Annotated in this window: 16 protein-coding genes; 2 read left to right on the top strand and 14 right to left on the bottom strand. The window is 46.4% G+C overall.

All coding sequences use genetic code 11. The annotated features are described in order from the left end of the window. Positions 1-2: 2 nt before the first annotated feature. Positions 3-521 carry an RNA pyrophosphohydrolase gene (rppH, locus tag OM978_RS06815; protein WP_008898589.1) on the bottom strand — a complete coding sequence of 173 codons (519 nt, stop codon included), beginning with the start codon at positions 519-521 and terminating at the stop codon, positions 3-5. Between the two features lie 381 nt (positions 522-902). Here rppH and mutH point away from each other — a divergent pair, with 381 nt between their 5' ends. Beyond that, positions 903-1571 (top strand): DNA mismatch repair endonuclease MutH, encoded by a 669-nt coding sequence (gene mutH, locus OM978_RS06810; RefSeq protein ID WP_264346129.1) that lies wholly within the window; start codon positions 903-905, stop codon positions 1569-1571. Here mutH and OM978_RS06805 read toward each other — a convergent pair. The 11 genes from OM978_RS06805 to OM978_RS06755 form a co-directional block, all read right to left on the bottom strand. Next, positions 1568-2410 (bottom strand): substrate-binding periplasmic protein, encoded by an 843-nt coding sequence (locus OM978_RS06805; protein ID WP_264346128.1) that lies wholly within the window; start codon positions 2408-2410, stop codon positions 1568-1570. The two genes, mutH and OM978_RS06805, sit on opposite strands and share 4 nt — an antisense overlap. A 152-nt stretch (positions 2411-2562) precedes the next feature. Then, positions 2563-3939 (bottom strand): ATP-dependent RNA helicase DbpA, encoded by a 1377-nt coding sequence (dbpA, locus tag OM978_RS06800; RefSeq protein ID WP_264346127.1) that lies wholly within the window; start codon positions 3937-3939, stop codon positions 2563-2565. Between the two features lie 116 nt (positions 3940-4055). Further along, positions 4056-4859 carry an acyl-CoA thioesterase gene (locus OM978_RS06795; RefSeq protein ID WP_264346126.1) on the bottom strand — a complete coding sequence of 268 codons (804 nt, stop codon included), beginning with the start codon at positions 4857-4859 and terminating at the stop codon, positions 4056-4058. Positions 4860-4924: 65 nt separating this feature from the next. Then, positions 4925-6007, bottom strand: a complete 1083-nt coding sequence (locus OM978_RS06790; protein ID WP_264346125.1) for a fatty acid desaturase family protein — start codon at positions 6005-6007, stop codon at positions 4925-4927. Positions 6008-6011: 4 nt separating this feature from the next. Continuing rightward, positions 6012-7133, bottom strand: coding sequence for a flavin reductase family protein (locus OM978_RS06785; protein WP_264346124.1), 1122 nt, complete (start codon positions 7131-7133; stop codon positions 6012-6014). A 264-nt stretch (positions 7134-7397) separates the two neighbouring features. Continuing rightward, positions 7398-7784, bottom strand: coding sequence for a VOC family protein (locus tag OM978_RS06780; protein WP_264346123.1), 387 nt, complete (start codon positions 7782-7784; stop codon positions 7398-7400). A gap of 13 nt (positions 7785-7797) precedes the next feature. After that, entirely contained in the window at positions 7798-8406 is a 609-nt protein-coding gene (locus OM978_RS06775; protein ID WP_264346122.1) for a hypothetical protein, read from the bottom strand. A gap of 143 nt (positions 8407-8549) precedes the next feature. Beyond that, positions 8550-9005 carry a GNAT family N-acetyltransferase gene (locus tag OM978_RS06770; protein ID WP_264346121.1) on the bottom strand — a complete coding sequence of 152 codons (456 nt, stop codon included), beginning with the start codon at positions 9003-9005 and terminating at the stop codon, positions 8550-8552. A gap of 101 nt (positions 9006-9106) precedes the next feature. Further along, positions 9107-9832 (bottom strand): transporter substrate-binding domain-containing protein, encoded by a 726-nt coding sequence (locus OM978_RS06765; RefSeq protein ID WP_264346120.1) that lies wholly within the window; start codon positions 9830-9832, stop codon positions 9107-9109. A 52-nt stretch (positions 9833-9884) separates the two neighbouring features. Next, on the bottom strand, positions 9885-10382 hold the full coding sequence (tpx, locus tag OM978_RS06760; RefSeq protein WP_233008628.1) for a thiol peroxidase: 498 nt from the start codon (positions 10380-10382) through the stop codon (positions 9885-9887). A gap of 41 nt (positions 10383-10423) precedes the next feature. Further along, a complete protein-coding gene (locus tag OM978_RS06755) occupies positions 10424-10993 on the bottom strand; it encodes a methylamine utilization protein (protein ID WP_264346119.1) in 570 nt (189 codons plus the stop codon). 254 nt (positions 10994-11247) lie between these two features. Here OM978_RS06755 and OM978_RS06750 point away from each other — a divergent pair, with 254 nt between their 5' ends. Continuing rightward, positions 11248-12495, top strand: coding sequence for a hypothetical protein (locus tag OM978_RS06750; RefSeq protein WP_264346118.1), 1248 nt, complete (start codon positions 11248-11250; stop codon positions 12493-12495). 14 nt (positions 12496-12509) lie between these two features. Here OM978_RS06750 and OM978_RS06745 read toward each other — a convergent pair whose 3' ends face one another. Both OM978_RS06745 and OM978_RS06740 read right to left on the bottom strand, forming a co-directional pair. Continuing rightward, a complete protein-coding gene (locus OM978_RS06745) occupies positions 12510-13133 on the bottom strand; it encodes a LysE family translocator (protein WP_264346117.1) in 624 nt (207 codons plus the stop codon). A 73-nt stretch (positions 13134-13206) separates the two neighbouring features. Beyond that, positions 13207-14037 (bottom strand): DNA ligase, encoded by an 831-nt coding sequence (locus tag OM978_RS06740; protein WP_264346116.1) that lies wholly within the window; start codon positions 14035-14037, stop codon positions 13207-13209. Between the last annotated feature and the right edge of the window lie 219 nt (positions 14038-14256).

Here is a 14256-nt window from a genome sequence, read left to right as displayed (position 1 = left end):
TCCTAACCCCTTCTGATTAACTTCTCATTTTTTCCATCTCTACGAAGATACGGCAAAGCAATAGGGGCAAACTCTTTCATCACCTTGCGGTACACTTCCCGCTTAAAGGCGACGACCTGACGCACCGGATACCAATAACTGACCCAACGCCAGTCATCAAACTCCGGATGCGAAGTTTTTAACAGATTTACGTCTTCATCCTTACAGGTCAGGCGCAACAAAAACCATTTTTGCTTTTGCCCTATACACACCGGATTACTGTCTCGTCGAATTAAACGCTTAGGTAACTTGTACCTTAGCCAGTGTTTGGTTACAGCAATAATTTCTACATCTTCAGGCTGTAAACCAACTTCTTCATTTAACTCGCGGTACATGGCCTGCTCAGGGGTTTCCCCATCATCAATGCCGCCCTGTGGGTACTGCCAGGAATGTTGACCGTATCTCCTTGCCCAAAACACCTGTCCCTGGTGGTTGTATATTACAATGCCGACGTTGGCTCTAAAGCCTTCAGCGTCGATCACAAAAACCTCTAGCTTGGTTACAGCTGTTGATTCATCGATTCTTTCATAAAGTCACGACTTCGGCAAATTGTATTTTCTACAGAGTTATCCACAATTTAGCTGATTAATTAGCACCCACTGTGAACTTCTACACAGGCTCTGTACATAAAGCTGTGCATAAGGGTGTTTTTGTTCTTGAATAACTTTGAAATGCTGGAATAACACTCAACCAAAAACTGAAAAATAACTATAAAAAACATTAAGTTAGATTGAAAAGATTGCTATTTAAGCAGTGTTACAACTGTGCATAACTTGCTTTGTTTGCTTTTTGAGCAGCAAAATAAATCAAAAAATGTTAATGTTTTTAAAGACCTGAATCACTGCTGTATTTATAACGCTTTTATGAGCCTGCCACCAAAAAACATCGAAGAATTAGTGGAACGTTGTGCCCTGATTGCAGGCCTGACGTTAGGCCAGTTGGCAGAGCAATGTCAGCTGCAACTACCTGCCAATCTGCAACGCGACAAAGGCACTGTGGGTCAATTGCTTGAACTGGTGCTAGGCGCCAGCAGTGGCAGCAAAGCTGAACCTGATTTTCCCCACTTAGGCGTAGAACTGAAAACCTTACCTGTGGATAGATTTGGTAAACCTCTGGAAAGCACTTATGTTTGTGTGGCGCCCTTAACTGACGTGGCGGGTTTACGCTGGCACGACTCATGGGTTTGTCGCAAGCTCAGCAAAGTATTGTTTGTGCCTATACTGGCCGAACGCACCATTGCGCTGGCGGAACGTCAAATTGGCAGCGCTTTTTTATGGAGCCCAGATACAGAGCAACAAGCCTTATTGCAACAGGACTGGGAAGAGTTGATGGAGCTGATTGTGTTAGGTGGCATCGATCAGATTAAAGGCGCACATGGCAAAGTACTGCAATTACGGCCTAAAGCGGCCAATAGCAAAGCTTTAACTTCTGCTATTGGCGCTGATGGCCAACCTATTCAAACCCTGCCCAGAGGTTTTTATTTAAAGGCCAGCTTTACTGCTTCGTTGCTGGCCCGCAAGTTTGGTGATTAGCTTTGATACTTACCTATAAGCAACTGATAGTCACCACTATCTTTTAGCTGCTGCAGCGCCTGATTAAAGGAGCTGACCTGCTCCGGCTGCACAGTTGATTTACTGAACATCACATAAATAGGCGTCTCATCCAGCTTGATGCTGTGAGGTTGCACCTGCTGCTCTAATCCTTTGCGCCGGATAATAGCAGCGCCAACAAAACTATCTTCCAGTACAGCATCAACCTGATCGTCCAGCAGCACAGCGATGTTTTGTTCACTCATCGTTGATTCAACAAACTGGGGACGCATTTGATCATCACCATACAAGGCACTGATTTGTTCACCATAGTAATAATCACTGATAAGCCCAACTTTGTGCTTAGCGGCGACCATTTCCGCCACAGAACCAAAATTGTATTTACCAGCGTCATCCTTGCGGACAAAAAGCTGGAACTGCTCAGCGCGGTAAGGCTCGGAAAATAGTGCAAATTCTTCACGGGCTGGTGTTTTGGATGCTCCCAACAGCACATCCAACTGTCCTTGCCTGAACTGCCCTAACAACTCCTGCCAGGTACCATGTTGCAGCACCAGCGTACAGTTCATGCGTCCGGCAACGGCTTGTACTATTTCAATATCCAGTCCACTGGCTTGTTGTTCCAGTCCGACATATTGGTAGGGTTCCCAGGATTCAAAACCCAGTTTCAGCTGGCAAGGCGCAGCTTTGGGTTCCACTGGAGTTTCTGCCACTTTAGCGACAGCATCAGGAGTAATAACGGCAGAACTTTGAGTTTCAGCAGGTGTACAGCCAAACAACAGCAGACAAACTACAGCGCTGCATAGAAGGTGTTGAACGTTCATAAGCGGCCTCTTTATTTTTTAGTGTCTATCCGCTTTGAGCTTAGTGCATCCGGGCAATTTTTCCTCTTACATCAGATACTTTTTGTAACTATAAGTAAACAAAAGCCACCCAAAGGTGGCTCCAATTTATTCATACAAAAGGTCAGCTAGTGTCAGACAAAACGGCAGCGGAATTGACGGCCTTTGATTTTACCTTCGCTTAAGCGTTTTAGTGCGGCATTTGCCACGTCGTTGCGAACAGCGACAAAACTCACCATTGCCAACACGTTTATTTTACCTAGTTGGTCAAATGATAAACCCAGTTCACCTGTTAAAGCGCCGACTATGTCGCCTGGTCGTACTTTATCTTTTTTGCCGCCATCGATCATCACAGTGCGCATAGGCGCGCGCGCTGGTACAGCATCTTTAGCAGGATAAGCAGTTAACTCTGCCCACTGTGCTGTTAAACCCAGTTGATCTTCCAGTGCGGCTAAACGGCCCATTTGTGAAGGAGTCACCAGCGTTAAAGCCAGGCCCTCAGCACCTGCACGGCCAGTACGTCCTACCCTGTGGACATGTACTTCAGGGTCGTTGGATAAATCGTAGTTAATGACCAAAGGCAAAGCGCTGATATCCAGACCCCGGGCTGCAACATCGGTTGCAACCATAATCAGGCAACTTTGGTTGGTAAACTGCATCAGCACACGCTCACGGTCACGCTGCTCCAAGTCGCCATGCAACGACATGACGCTGTAACCGGCATCCGCCAATTCATCACAAATATCCTGAGTGTCTTTGCGCATATTGGAGAAAATCAGTGTGGGCTTGGCACCATGCCAGGACAATATTTGCTTTAAGGCCGCAATTTTGTCGTTGGCATCTACTTCAATAAATTTCTGCTCTATTTCAGTTTGTTCAGTATCTTCAACAAACACCTGCACAGCATCCGCTTTTAAGTGACGTTTAAGATCGTTCACTTTGTCCGGGTAAGTGGCTGAAAACAACAAGGTTTGGCGATCCGCAGGCAGAGCTTTCAGAATCACGCCTATATCATCAGAAAAACCCATGTCCAGCATACGGTCAGCTTCATCCAACACCAGGGTTTCTACATCAGACAAGTTCAGCAGGTTACGGTCGATCATCTCGAGGATCCGACCCGGTGTGCCGACAATAATATGAGCGCCATGTTCTAACGAGCCAATTTGAGGGCCAACAGAAACACCACCTACCAGCGTCAACACTTTGATATTGTGTTGGCTGCGGGCTAAACGACGGATTTCCTGTGCAACCTGCTCAGCCAGTTCACGGGTAGGACAAAGCACCAGCGATTGGATACGGAAACGTTTGACCGCAAGTTTATGCAATAAGGTCAGGGCAAAAGCCACTGTCTTGCCACTGCCGGTGCGGGCTTTGGCCAGAATGTCTTTGCCTTCCAACAGCGCAGGCAAAGCCTGTTGCTGAATAGGGGTCATCTGACTGTAGCCAAGACTCTCAAGGCTTTGTAATAAATGTTCTGCTAAAGGCAGACTGGTAAAAGTGGCGTTGCTCAAAAAATGGGTACTCTCTATTGACACAGAAACTGGCACGGGAAAAAGGGCGCGCACTATAACAGAAGCGCACTTGCCGAGCGAGTATAAATTTTAAGCACTTTTCACTAGGGTAAGCATCAGGCGAACACTGTGACCGTCTGACGGCTAATGGCTGCTAATTGGCCATCCGGTTGCCATAACTTGGCTTCAATATGATGATAGCCATCAGCACCATGCTCAATACTGGCAAGATATGACCACCAGTCAGTCGTCAGAGCTTTAGTTGCAGCACCTTGATGCGGCTGAATAAACTCAATAGTCCAGGTTAACGAACTGGCAGGAGCTGGCTGGTTCAGTAAAGTTAAACTGACCGGCGGCCAGGCGTCGACCAACGCCAATAACTCCAGTACACCTACAGCTGTGCTTTCGCCTTCAGCAAAACGGATAAGCCCACCTAACTCTGTGCCTCTGCCACCTGAAAATGGCATAGCACCACGAGTGATATGGTAATCAAAATGTCGGGTAAATTCAGGCGCTGGCCCTTGTTTTGGCAATACCATAGCCTGGGTACCAGAGTCTGGCGCTGCTTCCGCTTTAATCTGATAAGCCGATGGACGTTCAGCACCAAAGCTCGCCAGCAACACTAATGCCACCTGATCCTGCTGAGTAATCTCCACCATCGCTTGAATGACTGACTTGCCCTGACGCAAAATACGCCGCGATACAGTGGCAAGTCCTGCATTTAACGGTGCAACAAAAGACACGGACACTGAGCGCAGCGGTATTTGTGTAGGCAATTCAGTGACTAAATGCGCCAAAGCTAAAGCCGATGCCATACCACCAAACACCGCCCTGCCCTGGCCCCACTGCTCTGGCACTTCAATCTGTAACTCATCCGCCTGTCCGGCTTTAAACTGCTGCATTACATCGGCAAATAACATAGTTCTGTCCTTTTGTTACTCTGGTGGCGCAGCCACCTTTTATGCTCTGGTAGCGCCGCCACCTTTTATACTGCGGTGGCGCGGCCACCTGGGAAAGAATATCTGATAATCCGGGCCACTACAGTGGCGTACTGGCGTAAAAAACTGCCGCTGTTATAAGCAATGCCATATTTTTTCGCAATAGCCTCAACCTGGGGTGCGACTGTCAGATAATGCATAGCTGGCATATCCGGAAATAAATGATGTTCAATCTGGCAGCTTAAATGGCCAGTTAAAATATGAAACCAACGGGGTCCGGTAAAGTTGGACGAGCCTAAAACTTGCCGATAGTACCAGTGTCCACGGCTTTCGCCTTCGCATTGCTGTTGGGTAAAGGTGTGAACATCCGCTGTGAAATGACCACAAAAAATCACAGTGGAGGTCCATAAATTACGGATAATATTCGCCACTAAATTACCTGCTAACACCCATAACCACATAGGCCCGGCAATCAAAGGGAAAAACACATAATCTTTAAACAGCTGACGTGCACCTTTGCCAAAGAAGGCTTTTTTCAAATCCTTGTGGCTGACACTGTTGATCCGATCGGGTTTCTTTTTACCAAAAAACACCCGCTCACCCGCCAGCTCGTGGTAAGACACGCCCCATTGAAACAAAGTGCTCAATACCAGATAAGTGACAAACTGCCATAAGTTACGCAGCCGCCAGCGGAAATCATTACTCAGGCGCAATAAGCCATAACCAAAGTCGCGGTCTTTGCCGATGATATTGGTGTAGGTGTGATGCTCGAAGTTATGAGTGCGTTTCCAGGAACCCGCATCACAGGCGATATCCCATTCAAAACGTTGAGAATGCAGCACAAGGTCATTCATCCAGTCGTACTGGCCATGCAAGACGTTGTGACCTATTTCCATATTGTCGAGAATTTTTGCCAACGCCAAAAGCGCAACACCTAAAACCCATAGCCATGGCGTAATAAAACCCAGCACCATCAATACACGGCCTGAAATGGCGCTTAAGCGCTGCGTCAGTAACATACGGCGAATATAACGTGCTTCTTTATCTCCCAACTGACCCATCACACCGGCTTTGACCTGATCCAGTTCAGCGGCCAGTTCAGACAATTGTTGTTCTGTAAGTTTCATCATGATCCTATAACTCTATCTGCAGGTTGCTGTGCGCAGCGCTGATACACAACTGAATTTGTTCAGGGCCGTCGCCTGAGATTTGACCTGTGCGTAAATTCAGTACCTGGCCTGATTTTTTCTGACACACACACTGATAACACACACCTATCCGGCAACCAAAGCGTGGGCTCAAGCCCTGTTGCTCAGCGGCCTGCAATAAAGGCACTCCAGCTGCAGCCTCTACAGCTGTCACTTTTCCCTGCTGTTGCATAAACAAGGCTTGTTTGACCGGCCCTTCAGATGCAGCAGAGGCCAATCCAAATAGTTCTGCATACATAGCAGTCGATGGCACGCCTTGTTGGATCAAATCGTCCTTGTACTGACGGCTCATCGCAGCTGGGCCACAAAAATAGTAAAGAGCTTTGGTCAGCGAAAAACCGGCTTTCGCTTTTAATTGCCGCACTAAGTTCAGCCGGCCGCAAGTAGCAGTTTCAATCAGTTGCAGTTCAAATAAAGGCTGTTTTGCAGCCAGTAGTTTTAATTCAGCCAAAAAGGCCGCTTGAGCTGCATTTTTAACGCAATAAAACAACACAATAGGCGAAGTCCAGCAGCGTAAACTGCTTAGCATGGACCAAAGAGGTGTAATGCCAGAACCTGCCGCCACCATCACTATGTTCTGTTCAAGCGCAGTATCAGCTTGAGTCGCCAGTACAAAATCGCCCATCGCATCACTGATATTCAGATGAGTCAGCTTAGAAATGCCTGCGGCTAAAGCTTTAGTAAACTCGCCTTGAGGCTGAATACGGCAACTAATGCGGATTTGTTTTTGCTGCGCAAATAAAGCAGAGGACGAGCTGATACTAAAACTGCGGCTGATATAACGGCCTTTATGCAACATAGTGACCAGAAGATGCTGACCTGGAGTAAAACCAGTCCAGGACGATGCAGGTTCTAACCAGACACTCAACATCTGATCGGTTTCCCAGTAAAAGTCCACAACACGGGCACTGTGATAGTCCGGATGCAGCGCAGGTTTATTCCAGTTCAACAAAGGATGCAGGTAATAACCCAGCTTAGGTTGATTCGCCAGCATTAAACTAAATTGGCGATAGAGGCTTTGGCCCCATAAAGAGATGGTTTTGCTCACACTGGTCCTTCCACTTGATTTCAGCGCACAGTTGTACACTAAAAATAAATAAAACTCCACTTTTCGAATTTAAAAATCAGACACAAAAACAATAAACAATTGAATTTAAATAAATTATTTAAATTGTAAATTTAAATTAAAAAACAAGAATGAGTGAACAACTGTTAATTATTTAAATTAAAAAACACGATAAGGCGGGGAATTGAACACAAGCCCTTTGTCTGTAGACAAAGGGCTGCGACAGAAACATTACAAGAACTTAGGTTAAGGCCAGAGCTTTACATCAGGGCTTTGGGCAAAATCGGCACGTTGTGGCATCACCACACAAAATCGATGACCACTTGGAGATTCCATCACAGTCCAGCGTGGCATTTGTTTTACAACAAAAGCGCCCAATTTACTCAGGCGCTCTACTTCAGCCTCGATATTGTCCGTTTCAATATCCAGGTGAATATGGCTTGGATGCTCAACTTTTTGCAGCAATAGCCTGGGCTCAGAGGATGGGTTATCCAAATAAGCATAACGCTCAGCCCACTCAGGATCGGAAGATAGCAACTGATAACCCAACGCCTGGCTCCAGAATTCACTGGCCTGCTGAATATCGCTCACTTTACTATCCAGAACAAAAGCGGCTAAGCGACTTTTATGCATACTCTGTTTCCCCCTATTGCGGCCAGTTACTACCTGCGTCACAGTTTTCCACCCAAAGCACATTGTTACGTGAATCGTTATTGATATAGACCTGATTCACAGCAGACTTCGGATAGACCAGACCTTCTCCACAATCGGCGCTTTGACCTGGCCCTACCACAATTTTACTACCGACTTTTAAAGTACAACTGCTCATTTGGTTTAATACGCTCCAGCTTGGACAAATGGCGTTGGCTTCTCTGTACTGATCGGTCGGGCCTTTGGGTAACATAAATGACCACCAACGGCCATACAGCGTATAGCTTTTGGCCTGATCCCACACTCTATATACCTTCACTGGTGCTGTAGCCACAAACACCTGTCCCATACAAAGCTGGCCTTTGTCAGGCTGGCCTAAAGCTGATTGCAACAGCTCTGGATCTGAAGTGGCTTCCAGACCAGCAGCTGGCGCCTGAATGGTACCAACACAATCAGCGCCCCCTGCTGCGTTAAGCGGTTCCGTGGCTGGTACTGTAGTAGCGGGTGATTTAGTCAGTGCTGAGGTTGATGAAGGTAAAGTGCTACAACCTGCCAGCAGTGAAGCGACCAGCAGCATCCATAATTGAGCAGAATAAAAACGCATAAACCAGACTCCTTGTTTCTGTTTAATATCAGTAGGAAGCCTGATTAAAATGTACATCAATCAGGCACAAGAAGCAGCTTAGCGTAAAAAATGCGCTGATGACCAGCGTAAACACAACTATTTCAGGGACAAAAAGCGACAGGCTAAAGGCGCTTTTCCATAAACACACTTAACGGATCCAACAGATAAGAGGCAAAAGGTGCTCTGTACTGGTACCCCAGCTTTTCATACAAGCCCAAAGCTTCGGGCTGAGAAATACCGGTTTCAAGCCGTGCCAGTGGGATATGCTGTTCTATAAGATGAGCTTCCAGTGCATGCATCAGCTGTTTTGACACGCCGCGGCCTCTGAATGCATCCAGCACATACACCCGCTTAATTTCGCCATAACTCCCATCATCATGCATTATTTTAACGGCGCCACAGCCTGCTAACTCGCCATCCAGATAAGCGCCTAAAAACAGGACATTAGGCAAAGCCAAGGCAGATGGGCTTTCCATATGGTTACTTTCAGCTGGATATAAAGACGCCATATAAGCATCGGATAAAGCCAATAAATGAGCTGCCGGAGCAGATAAAGGGTCAAGAGCTTCGATGTACATAAAAAGATTCTGCGAAGAATAAAAAGAAGCAGCTATTCAAGCAAAAACAGCGGTAAAAAAGCAATGCTTTTAAACTTCAGGCAAGACATGGGCAGATCTGCTTAACCACAGCCTTTCAGATAACTGCAACTATGAGCTTTGGCATAATATTGCAAAATATCAATGATATCCTGATGATCAGCTGAAGCAGCTGACACCACAAAATAGGCGTCTATTTCTGCCAGTTTCTTTTGTTTTAAGCCAGTAACAACATCAGTGGATTGTTTATCAGCATAAGCCACAAAAGGTCCCTGATAACTAATCAAATGCTGAGTACGTTGGTGCAAAAATAACTGCACAGCGCTGATACTGTCAGGCATATCCACCAGTTGATAACCTTGCTGAAGCAATTGCTGACGCTGACCTAAATAATCAAAAGAGCGGATAGCGGCTACTGTTTTATCTTGTGGCGCAGTAGAGCTGAGTGAATGACTGTACAGCATCAGCTGCATCGGCATATAAGCAGGTTCAACAAACCTATGTTTTTTACTGATCGCAGCTGTGGTTTTTACATTAATACTAAAATCCACTTCACCTTGGTCTAATAACAAATACATCCGGGCTGGTGTGGTACAAACCGCTTTTAACTTAAAACCTGCTTGTGCAAACACCTGTTGAGCCAACAGATATCCTTCACCACTACAACTTTTGCCATCAGTACTGACCACAAAATCAGGTGGAAAATTATGAATACCCATGCGCAGGATTTTATCTGGCGAGGCTGTGGTATCAGCCAAGACCGGAGGCAACATAAACAAAGCGAAAACTAAAAGCAGTCTGTGTCGCATAACAGGACTCTTTGAATCGAGGTCAGAGCTCGCGACTCTGACCTCTACACTTTTAAGCTAAGACAGCCAAAGCGCCTTCGTACGAAGGTTCATCAGCAGTTTCAGCCACTTGTTCTGTGTATAACACTGTACCGTCAGTGCCAACAACGACAACAGCACGGGACAATAAACCAGTCAGAGGACCAGTAGAAAATGCCACACCATAGTCTTTGCCAAATGAACTGCGGAAACTTGAACCGTTTTTCACTTGCTCTAAACCTTCAGCACCACAAAAACGTGCCTGAGCAAAAGGTAAGTCTGCCGAAACACACAACACCGTTGTATTGCTTAAGCTCGATAAAGCCTTGTTAAAAGTACGGACTGAAGTAGCGCAAGTTGGTGTATCTACACTTGGGAAAATATTCAGTACCAGACGTTGACCCGCAAAATCTGCCAGTTTTACATCAGCTAAACCAGCACCCGTTAGGGTGAAATCAGGGGCTTTGCTGCCCACTGCCGGCAGTTCGCCTATGGTCTGAAATGGATTACCTTTTAATGTTACTGTGGCCATGAGTCGGCTCCTTTAAGTTAAAAATCGGGTAGGTTAAAAAATCAGGGAGTGTAGGAAGCACCAAAGCCTTTTTTCGGTTTCTTTGGTTTTTCCTGAGCGGTAATGGCCAGCTGATAACTCATCACCTGGCCTTGTTTAATTTGTACTTGCTGAGTCACCCAGTCTGTATTTTGCCACGGGTGCCAGAGTTTGAGCTGATAAGTGCCATCAGGAATATCGTTAAAAGTCACCAGGCCTTTGCCATCAGTGACCTGCAAAAACGGACTGTCACCTACGTAAATATAGGCCTGCATATAATCATGAATGTTACAGCCCAAAGCGATAATACCGGCCTGATCAAAGACCACTGGTGCTTCAGGTTTATTGGCATACAGCTTTAGTTCAAATACTTTGGCAGGTGAAAAGGAATACACGTGATGCCGGGTTTTATCCATATTCGGAAAATCAACAGCAGTGCCTGTTTGATAGGCCGAAACAAAAGGAATAAAGATCAGGTCCTGCTGTTTCACTTCTGCTTTTTTTTGTGAAAAGTTTTTATTTGCCGGGTCAAGCAGCTCAACTGCAGCATCTTCCAAGGGTTGGCCTTGCTGATCAGTCACTGTAATTTGCACTGCAGCTACTGCCCCAGTACTAAAACAGAACAATAGACAAGCAGATAAAACAGCAGCGAACAAAGTCATTGAATAATCTCCAAGCCAAGGCTGGCAAAAGTCTGGTTAAGCTAAAGCAGTTTAGGCATCTTGTCACCATCTGCCAGATAAAGCTGAGAAACTTTGTGGTATCTCTAGTTTTTCTCTGTCGCTGCTTTTTATCAGTCAGAGCAAACTGCTACTATCACAGCAGAATAAAAATTAAGGAATACAGGATGTCCACGACCCGCCCAGCTCTTTTTTGTATCAGTCTGATATCAGCTTTGCCTTTCAGTGCAACAGCCCAAGATTTTGAGCAGCTGAGCCTGCATGGTCGTGGTGAATTTTACCTGAATAAACAAAATGATACAGCTCATTATTTAGCGCCATGGTGGCAAAAAGGCACAGGCCAGTTGGGCCATCATACCGAGGCAGGCGCAGGACCACAGTATCTGGTCGCTTTGCTTGAAACAGATTCTGATTTCTCAGCCATAGTGCATGCCCAGTGGCACAGAGCACCTGAAGCTGGGGTTGAAGTGACAGAAGCCTGGCTAAACTGGAGTCCTCTGCCTCATGAAGGATACAGAGTGCGTGGCAGAGCCGGGGTATTTTATCCGGCCATGTCACTGGAAAATACTGATCTGGCCTGGACTTCGCCTTATACGAATTCATTCTCCGCCATTAACAGCTGGATAGCCGAAGAAATCAAAACCAGAGCTGTTGAATTATCCGTCAGTCGTCCCGGCCGTTTTTTTAAATCAGACCATAGTTTCCAGTGGGTAGGCGCATTGTTTCAAGGCAATGATCCGGCAGGTTCCATTTTAACCTGGCGTGGTTTTGCTTTGCATAATCTGCAAACCGGTATTGGGGAGCGGGTTGATTTTGCCAATTACCCCAGCATAGCGGTAGGCGGTGTAGTTGAAAAACAACCAGCTTGGGTGGAACCTAATCGCGAACTGGATCATAAAACCGGCTACTACACAGGACTGCACTGGCAGCATAAAGATCAAACCGAAGTCCGGCTCTATTGGTATGACAACAGAGGCGAACCCACGACTTTCAAAGAGGGCCAATATGCCTGGGATACCCGTTTTGTCAGTCTGGCTTTGCAACATCAGTTGACAGAGCAGTGGCGGCTACTGGCGCAGTATCTGAATGGCGATACAGCCATGGGGCAAAATACAGTAGTGGCAGATTATCGCAGCAGTTACCTGATGCTGAACTATCAGCTGGAGCAGCACAGCTTAAGTGCCCGTTATGACCGTTTTGAAGTTATAGATAAAGACCTGACTCCAACAGATGATAACAATGGCAAAGGCCACAGCTGGACTTTGAACTGGACTTATCAGCTGACAGAACATTTTAATATTGCACTGGAGCACAGCAGTTTAACCAGCGTTCAACCAAACAGGACCCAGTGGGATGGTTGGCTAGCAGAGGCTAAACAGCGTTCCAGCAGCCTGATTTTTGGTTATCGCTGGTAGTCATGACGCCAGTGCTAACCAAGCAGCATCCAAAGCGCCACAGCAAACATTAAGCTGGCAGCGATACGGTTGAGCCACTGTACTTTGTTTTGTTGCTGAAAAAAAGCGCCCAAAGCTTTACCGCCACTGGCGTACAGCAGCATGGAGAGAAACTCTAACAAAATAATAATACAAACCAACACCAGCAACTGAGGCCAAAATGCCAGTTGACTGTCGATAAAAGGCGGCAATAAGGCCATATGAAAAGCCCAGCCTTTAGGGTTAGACACGGCGGTGACAAAACCCTGACTAAATAAAGTGCGTCTTGGCATCAGCTCACGACTGACACCAGCTTGAGGAATAGCTAACTTGCCTTTGGCCCACCACATTTGCCAGCCGATATAAGCCAGAAATAAAGCGCCAGCGATTTTAAACCACTGAAACACAGTAGGAAATTGCAGCATCATAGCGGCGACACCACAAACAGCCAGAATGGCCACCAAAGCCACACCTAACATTTCGCCCCACATCATCCATAAAGTACGGCGCACGCCCTGCGTCATGCCCAAGGTCATAGCAAGGGTCATGCACATACCAGGCGTAACAGAGACAAATAAAAAAGTCGGAATAAAAGCGCCCATCAAGGCCAGATTAACCATAGCTACCTCATCAGCTGAAGGTCGCTATTCTGTCTGGTTGTTCAGGCGGCTACAAGAGCCGCAGACAGGCTTTTTATGGCTCTGAGCGTTCCCGCACAAAAACTGCAAAACGAGGCGTGCCTTTATGGGTTAATCCCTGGTATTGAAAAGTCACTAAACGCCCTATTTCTGGCGGTTTTTTCCGTTCTTCTACAGTAAAACCCGAGCCTAACTTAAAGCGGCGGCCATCTGGTAACTCCACCAATAATGCGCCCAGCATGCCACTAAACTGGCCTTTCCCCGGTAAATGCGCCACCACTCTGGCTTCTGCGTCCTCTACGAGTTTCAGTTTTTGTAGATGACTGACCCGTCCGCTTTGATAAAGAGCTTTTGCATGGTGCAACATTAGCCCTTCACCACCTTGTGCCACCACCTGCTGCAACAGCTCATCAAGCTGGGCTTTTGTCTGCAACTGCTGTTGGGGTAATAACTGCACAAAAGCTGTATCTGGCAATTGTTGCTTTAAAAACTGCAGTCGTTCAGTAAAAGTGCCGGGCTGTTGTGGTGCATCAAACACCATTATCCGAATACCTTGCCAGAGTTCAGTTCCGGAGCTTTGCAACGCCTGCATCACCTGCTGAAACCGACCTCTGCCTGCCCATAATTCACCATCCAAAGCAAAAGCAGGTAGTTGCTTCAATAAAGAATCCGGCAGCTTAATCCACTGCCCGCTGCGACTGCGCAACTGCTTGCCATCCCAAAAGATACGTACCCCATCTAGTTTTTCACTGATCCAAAAGTCAGATACCGCCTCTTGCTGCTGATAAGACTGAGCCAGTTGTAACTGGGGTAATGTTTCAAGACCAAAAGCCGGTACAGTGACCAGCATGGTCGTACAACACAGCGACAAATACAAAGTTCGCATTGGTTTGCCCTCCTTGTTGTGTTCCTGTTTTAAGTGTAGCCCGCCTCACTTGAAAATAAAGTGTTAACAAAAATGCACTTTTTTAGTGCTCTGTTGTGCAAGGAAAGCACATCAAGGTATTGATTAACAAAGAAAACCCACAGAAAAGATGTTAAATTTATCAATAAAATCAACTAATTGACATCAGACTGTCATGGCTGGGTACGGATACTGCTTCAG

It is taken from the genome of Rheinheimera sp. MM224 (assembly GCF_947090785.1).
Lineage (GTDB): Bacteria > Pseudomonadota > Gammaproteobacteria > Enterobacterales > Alteromonadaceae > Pararheinheimera.
The sequence above is the reverse complement of the archived record's forward strand: the minus strand, read 5'-3'. Positions and strand labels throughout refer to the sequence as shown.

What these genes read in the sequence shown, in the direction of transcription:
- mutH (WP_264346129.1), top strand. Translation starts at nt 903, where the DNA reads ATGAGCCTGCCACCAAAAAACATCGAAGAATTAGTGGAACGTTGTGCC.
- OM978_RS06805 (WP_264346128.1), bottom strand. Translation starts at nt 2,410, where the DNA reads ATGAACGTTCAACACCTTCTATGCAGCGCTGTAGTTTGTCTGCTGTTG.
- OM978_RS06795 (WP_264346126.1), bottom strand. Translation starts at nt 4,859, where the DNA reads ATGTTATTTGCCGATGTAATGCAGCAGTTTAAAGCCGGACAGGCGGAT.
- OM978_RS06790 (WP_264346125.1), bottom strand. Translation starts at nt 6,007, where the DNA reads ATGATGAAACTTACAGAACAACAATTGTCTGAACTGGCCGCTGAACTG.
- OM978_RS06780 (WP_264346123.1), bottom strand. Translation starts at nt 7,784, where the DNA reads ATGCATAAAAGTCGCTTAGCCGCTTTTGTTCTGGATAGTAAAGTGAGC.
- OM978_RS06775 (WP_264346122.1), bottom strand. Translation starts at nt 8,406, where the DNA reads ATGCGTTTTTATTCTGCTCAATTATGGATGCTGCTGGTCGCTTCACTG.
- OM978_RS06770 (WP_264346121.1), bottom strand. Translation starts at nt 9,005, where the DNA reads ATGTACATCGAAGCTCTTGACCCTTTATCTGCTCCGGCAGCTCATTTA.
- OM978_RS06765 (WP_264346120.1), bottom strand. Translation starts at nt 9,832, where the DNA reads ATGCGACACAGACTGCTTTTAGTTTTCGCTTTGTTTATGTTGCCTCCG.
- tpx (WP_233008628.1), bottom strand. Translation starts at nt 10,382, where the DNA reads ATGGCCACAGTAACATTAAAAGGTAATCCATTTCAGACCATAGGCGAA.
- OM978_RS06750 (WP_264346118.1), top strand. Translation starts at nt 11,248, where the DNA reads ATGTCCACGACCCGCCCAGCTCTTTTTTGTATCAGTCTGATATCAGCT.
- OM978_RS06745 (WP_264346117.1), bottom strand. Translation starts at nt 13,133, where the DNA reads ATGGTTAATCTGGCCTTGATGGGCGCTTTTATTCCGACTTTTTTATTT.
- OM978_RS06740 (WP_264346116.1), bottom strand. Translation starts at nt 14,037, where the DNA reads ATGCGAACTTTGTATTTGTCGCTGTGTTGTACGACCATGCTGGTCACT.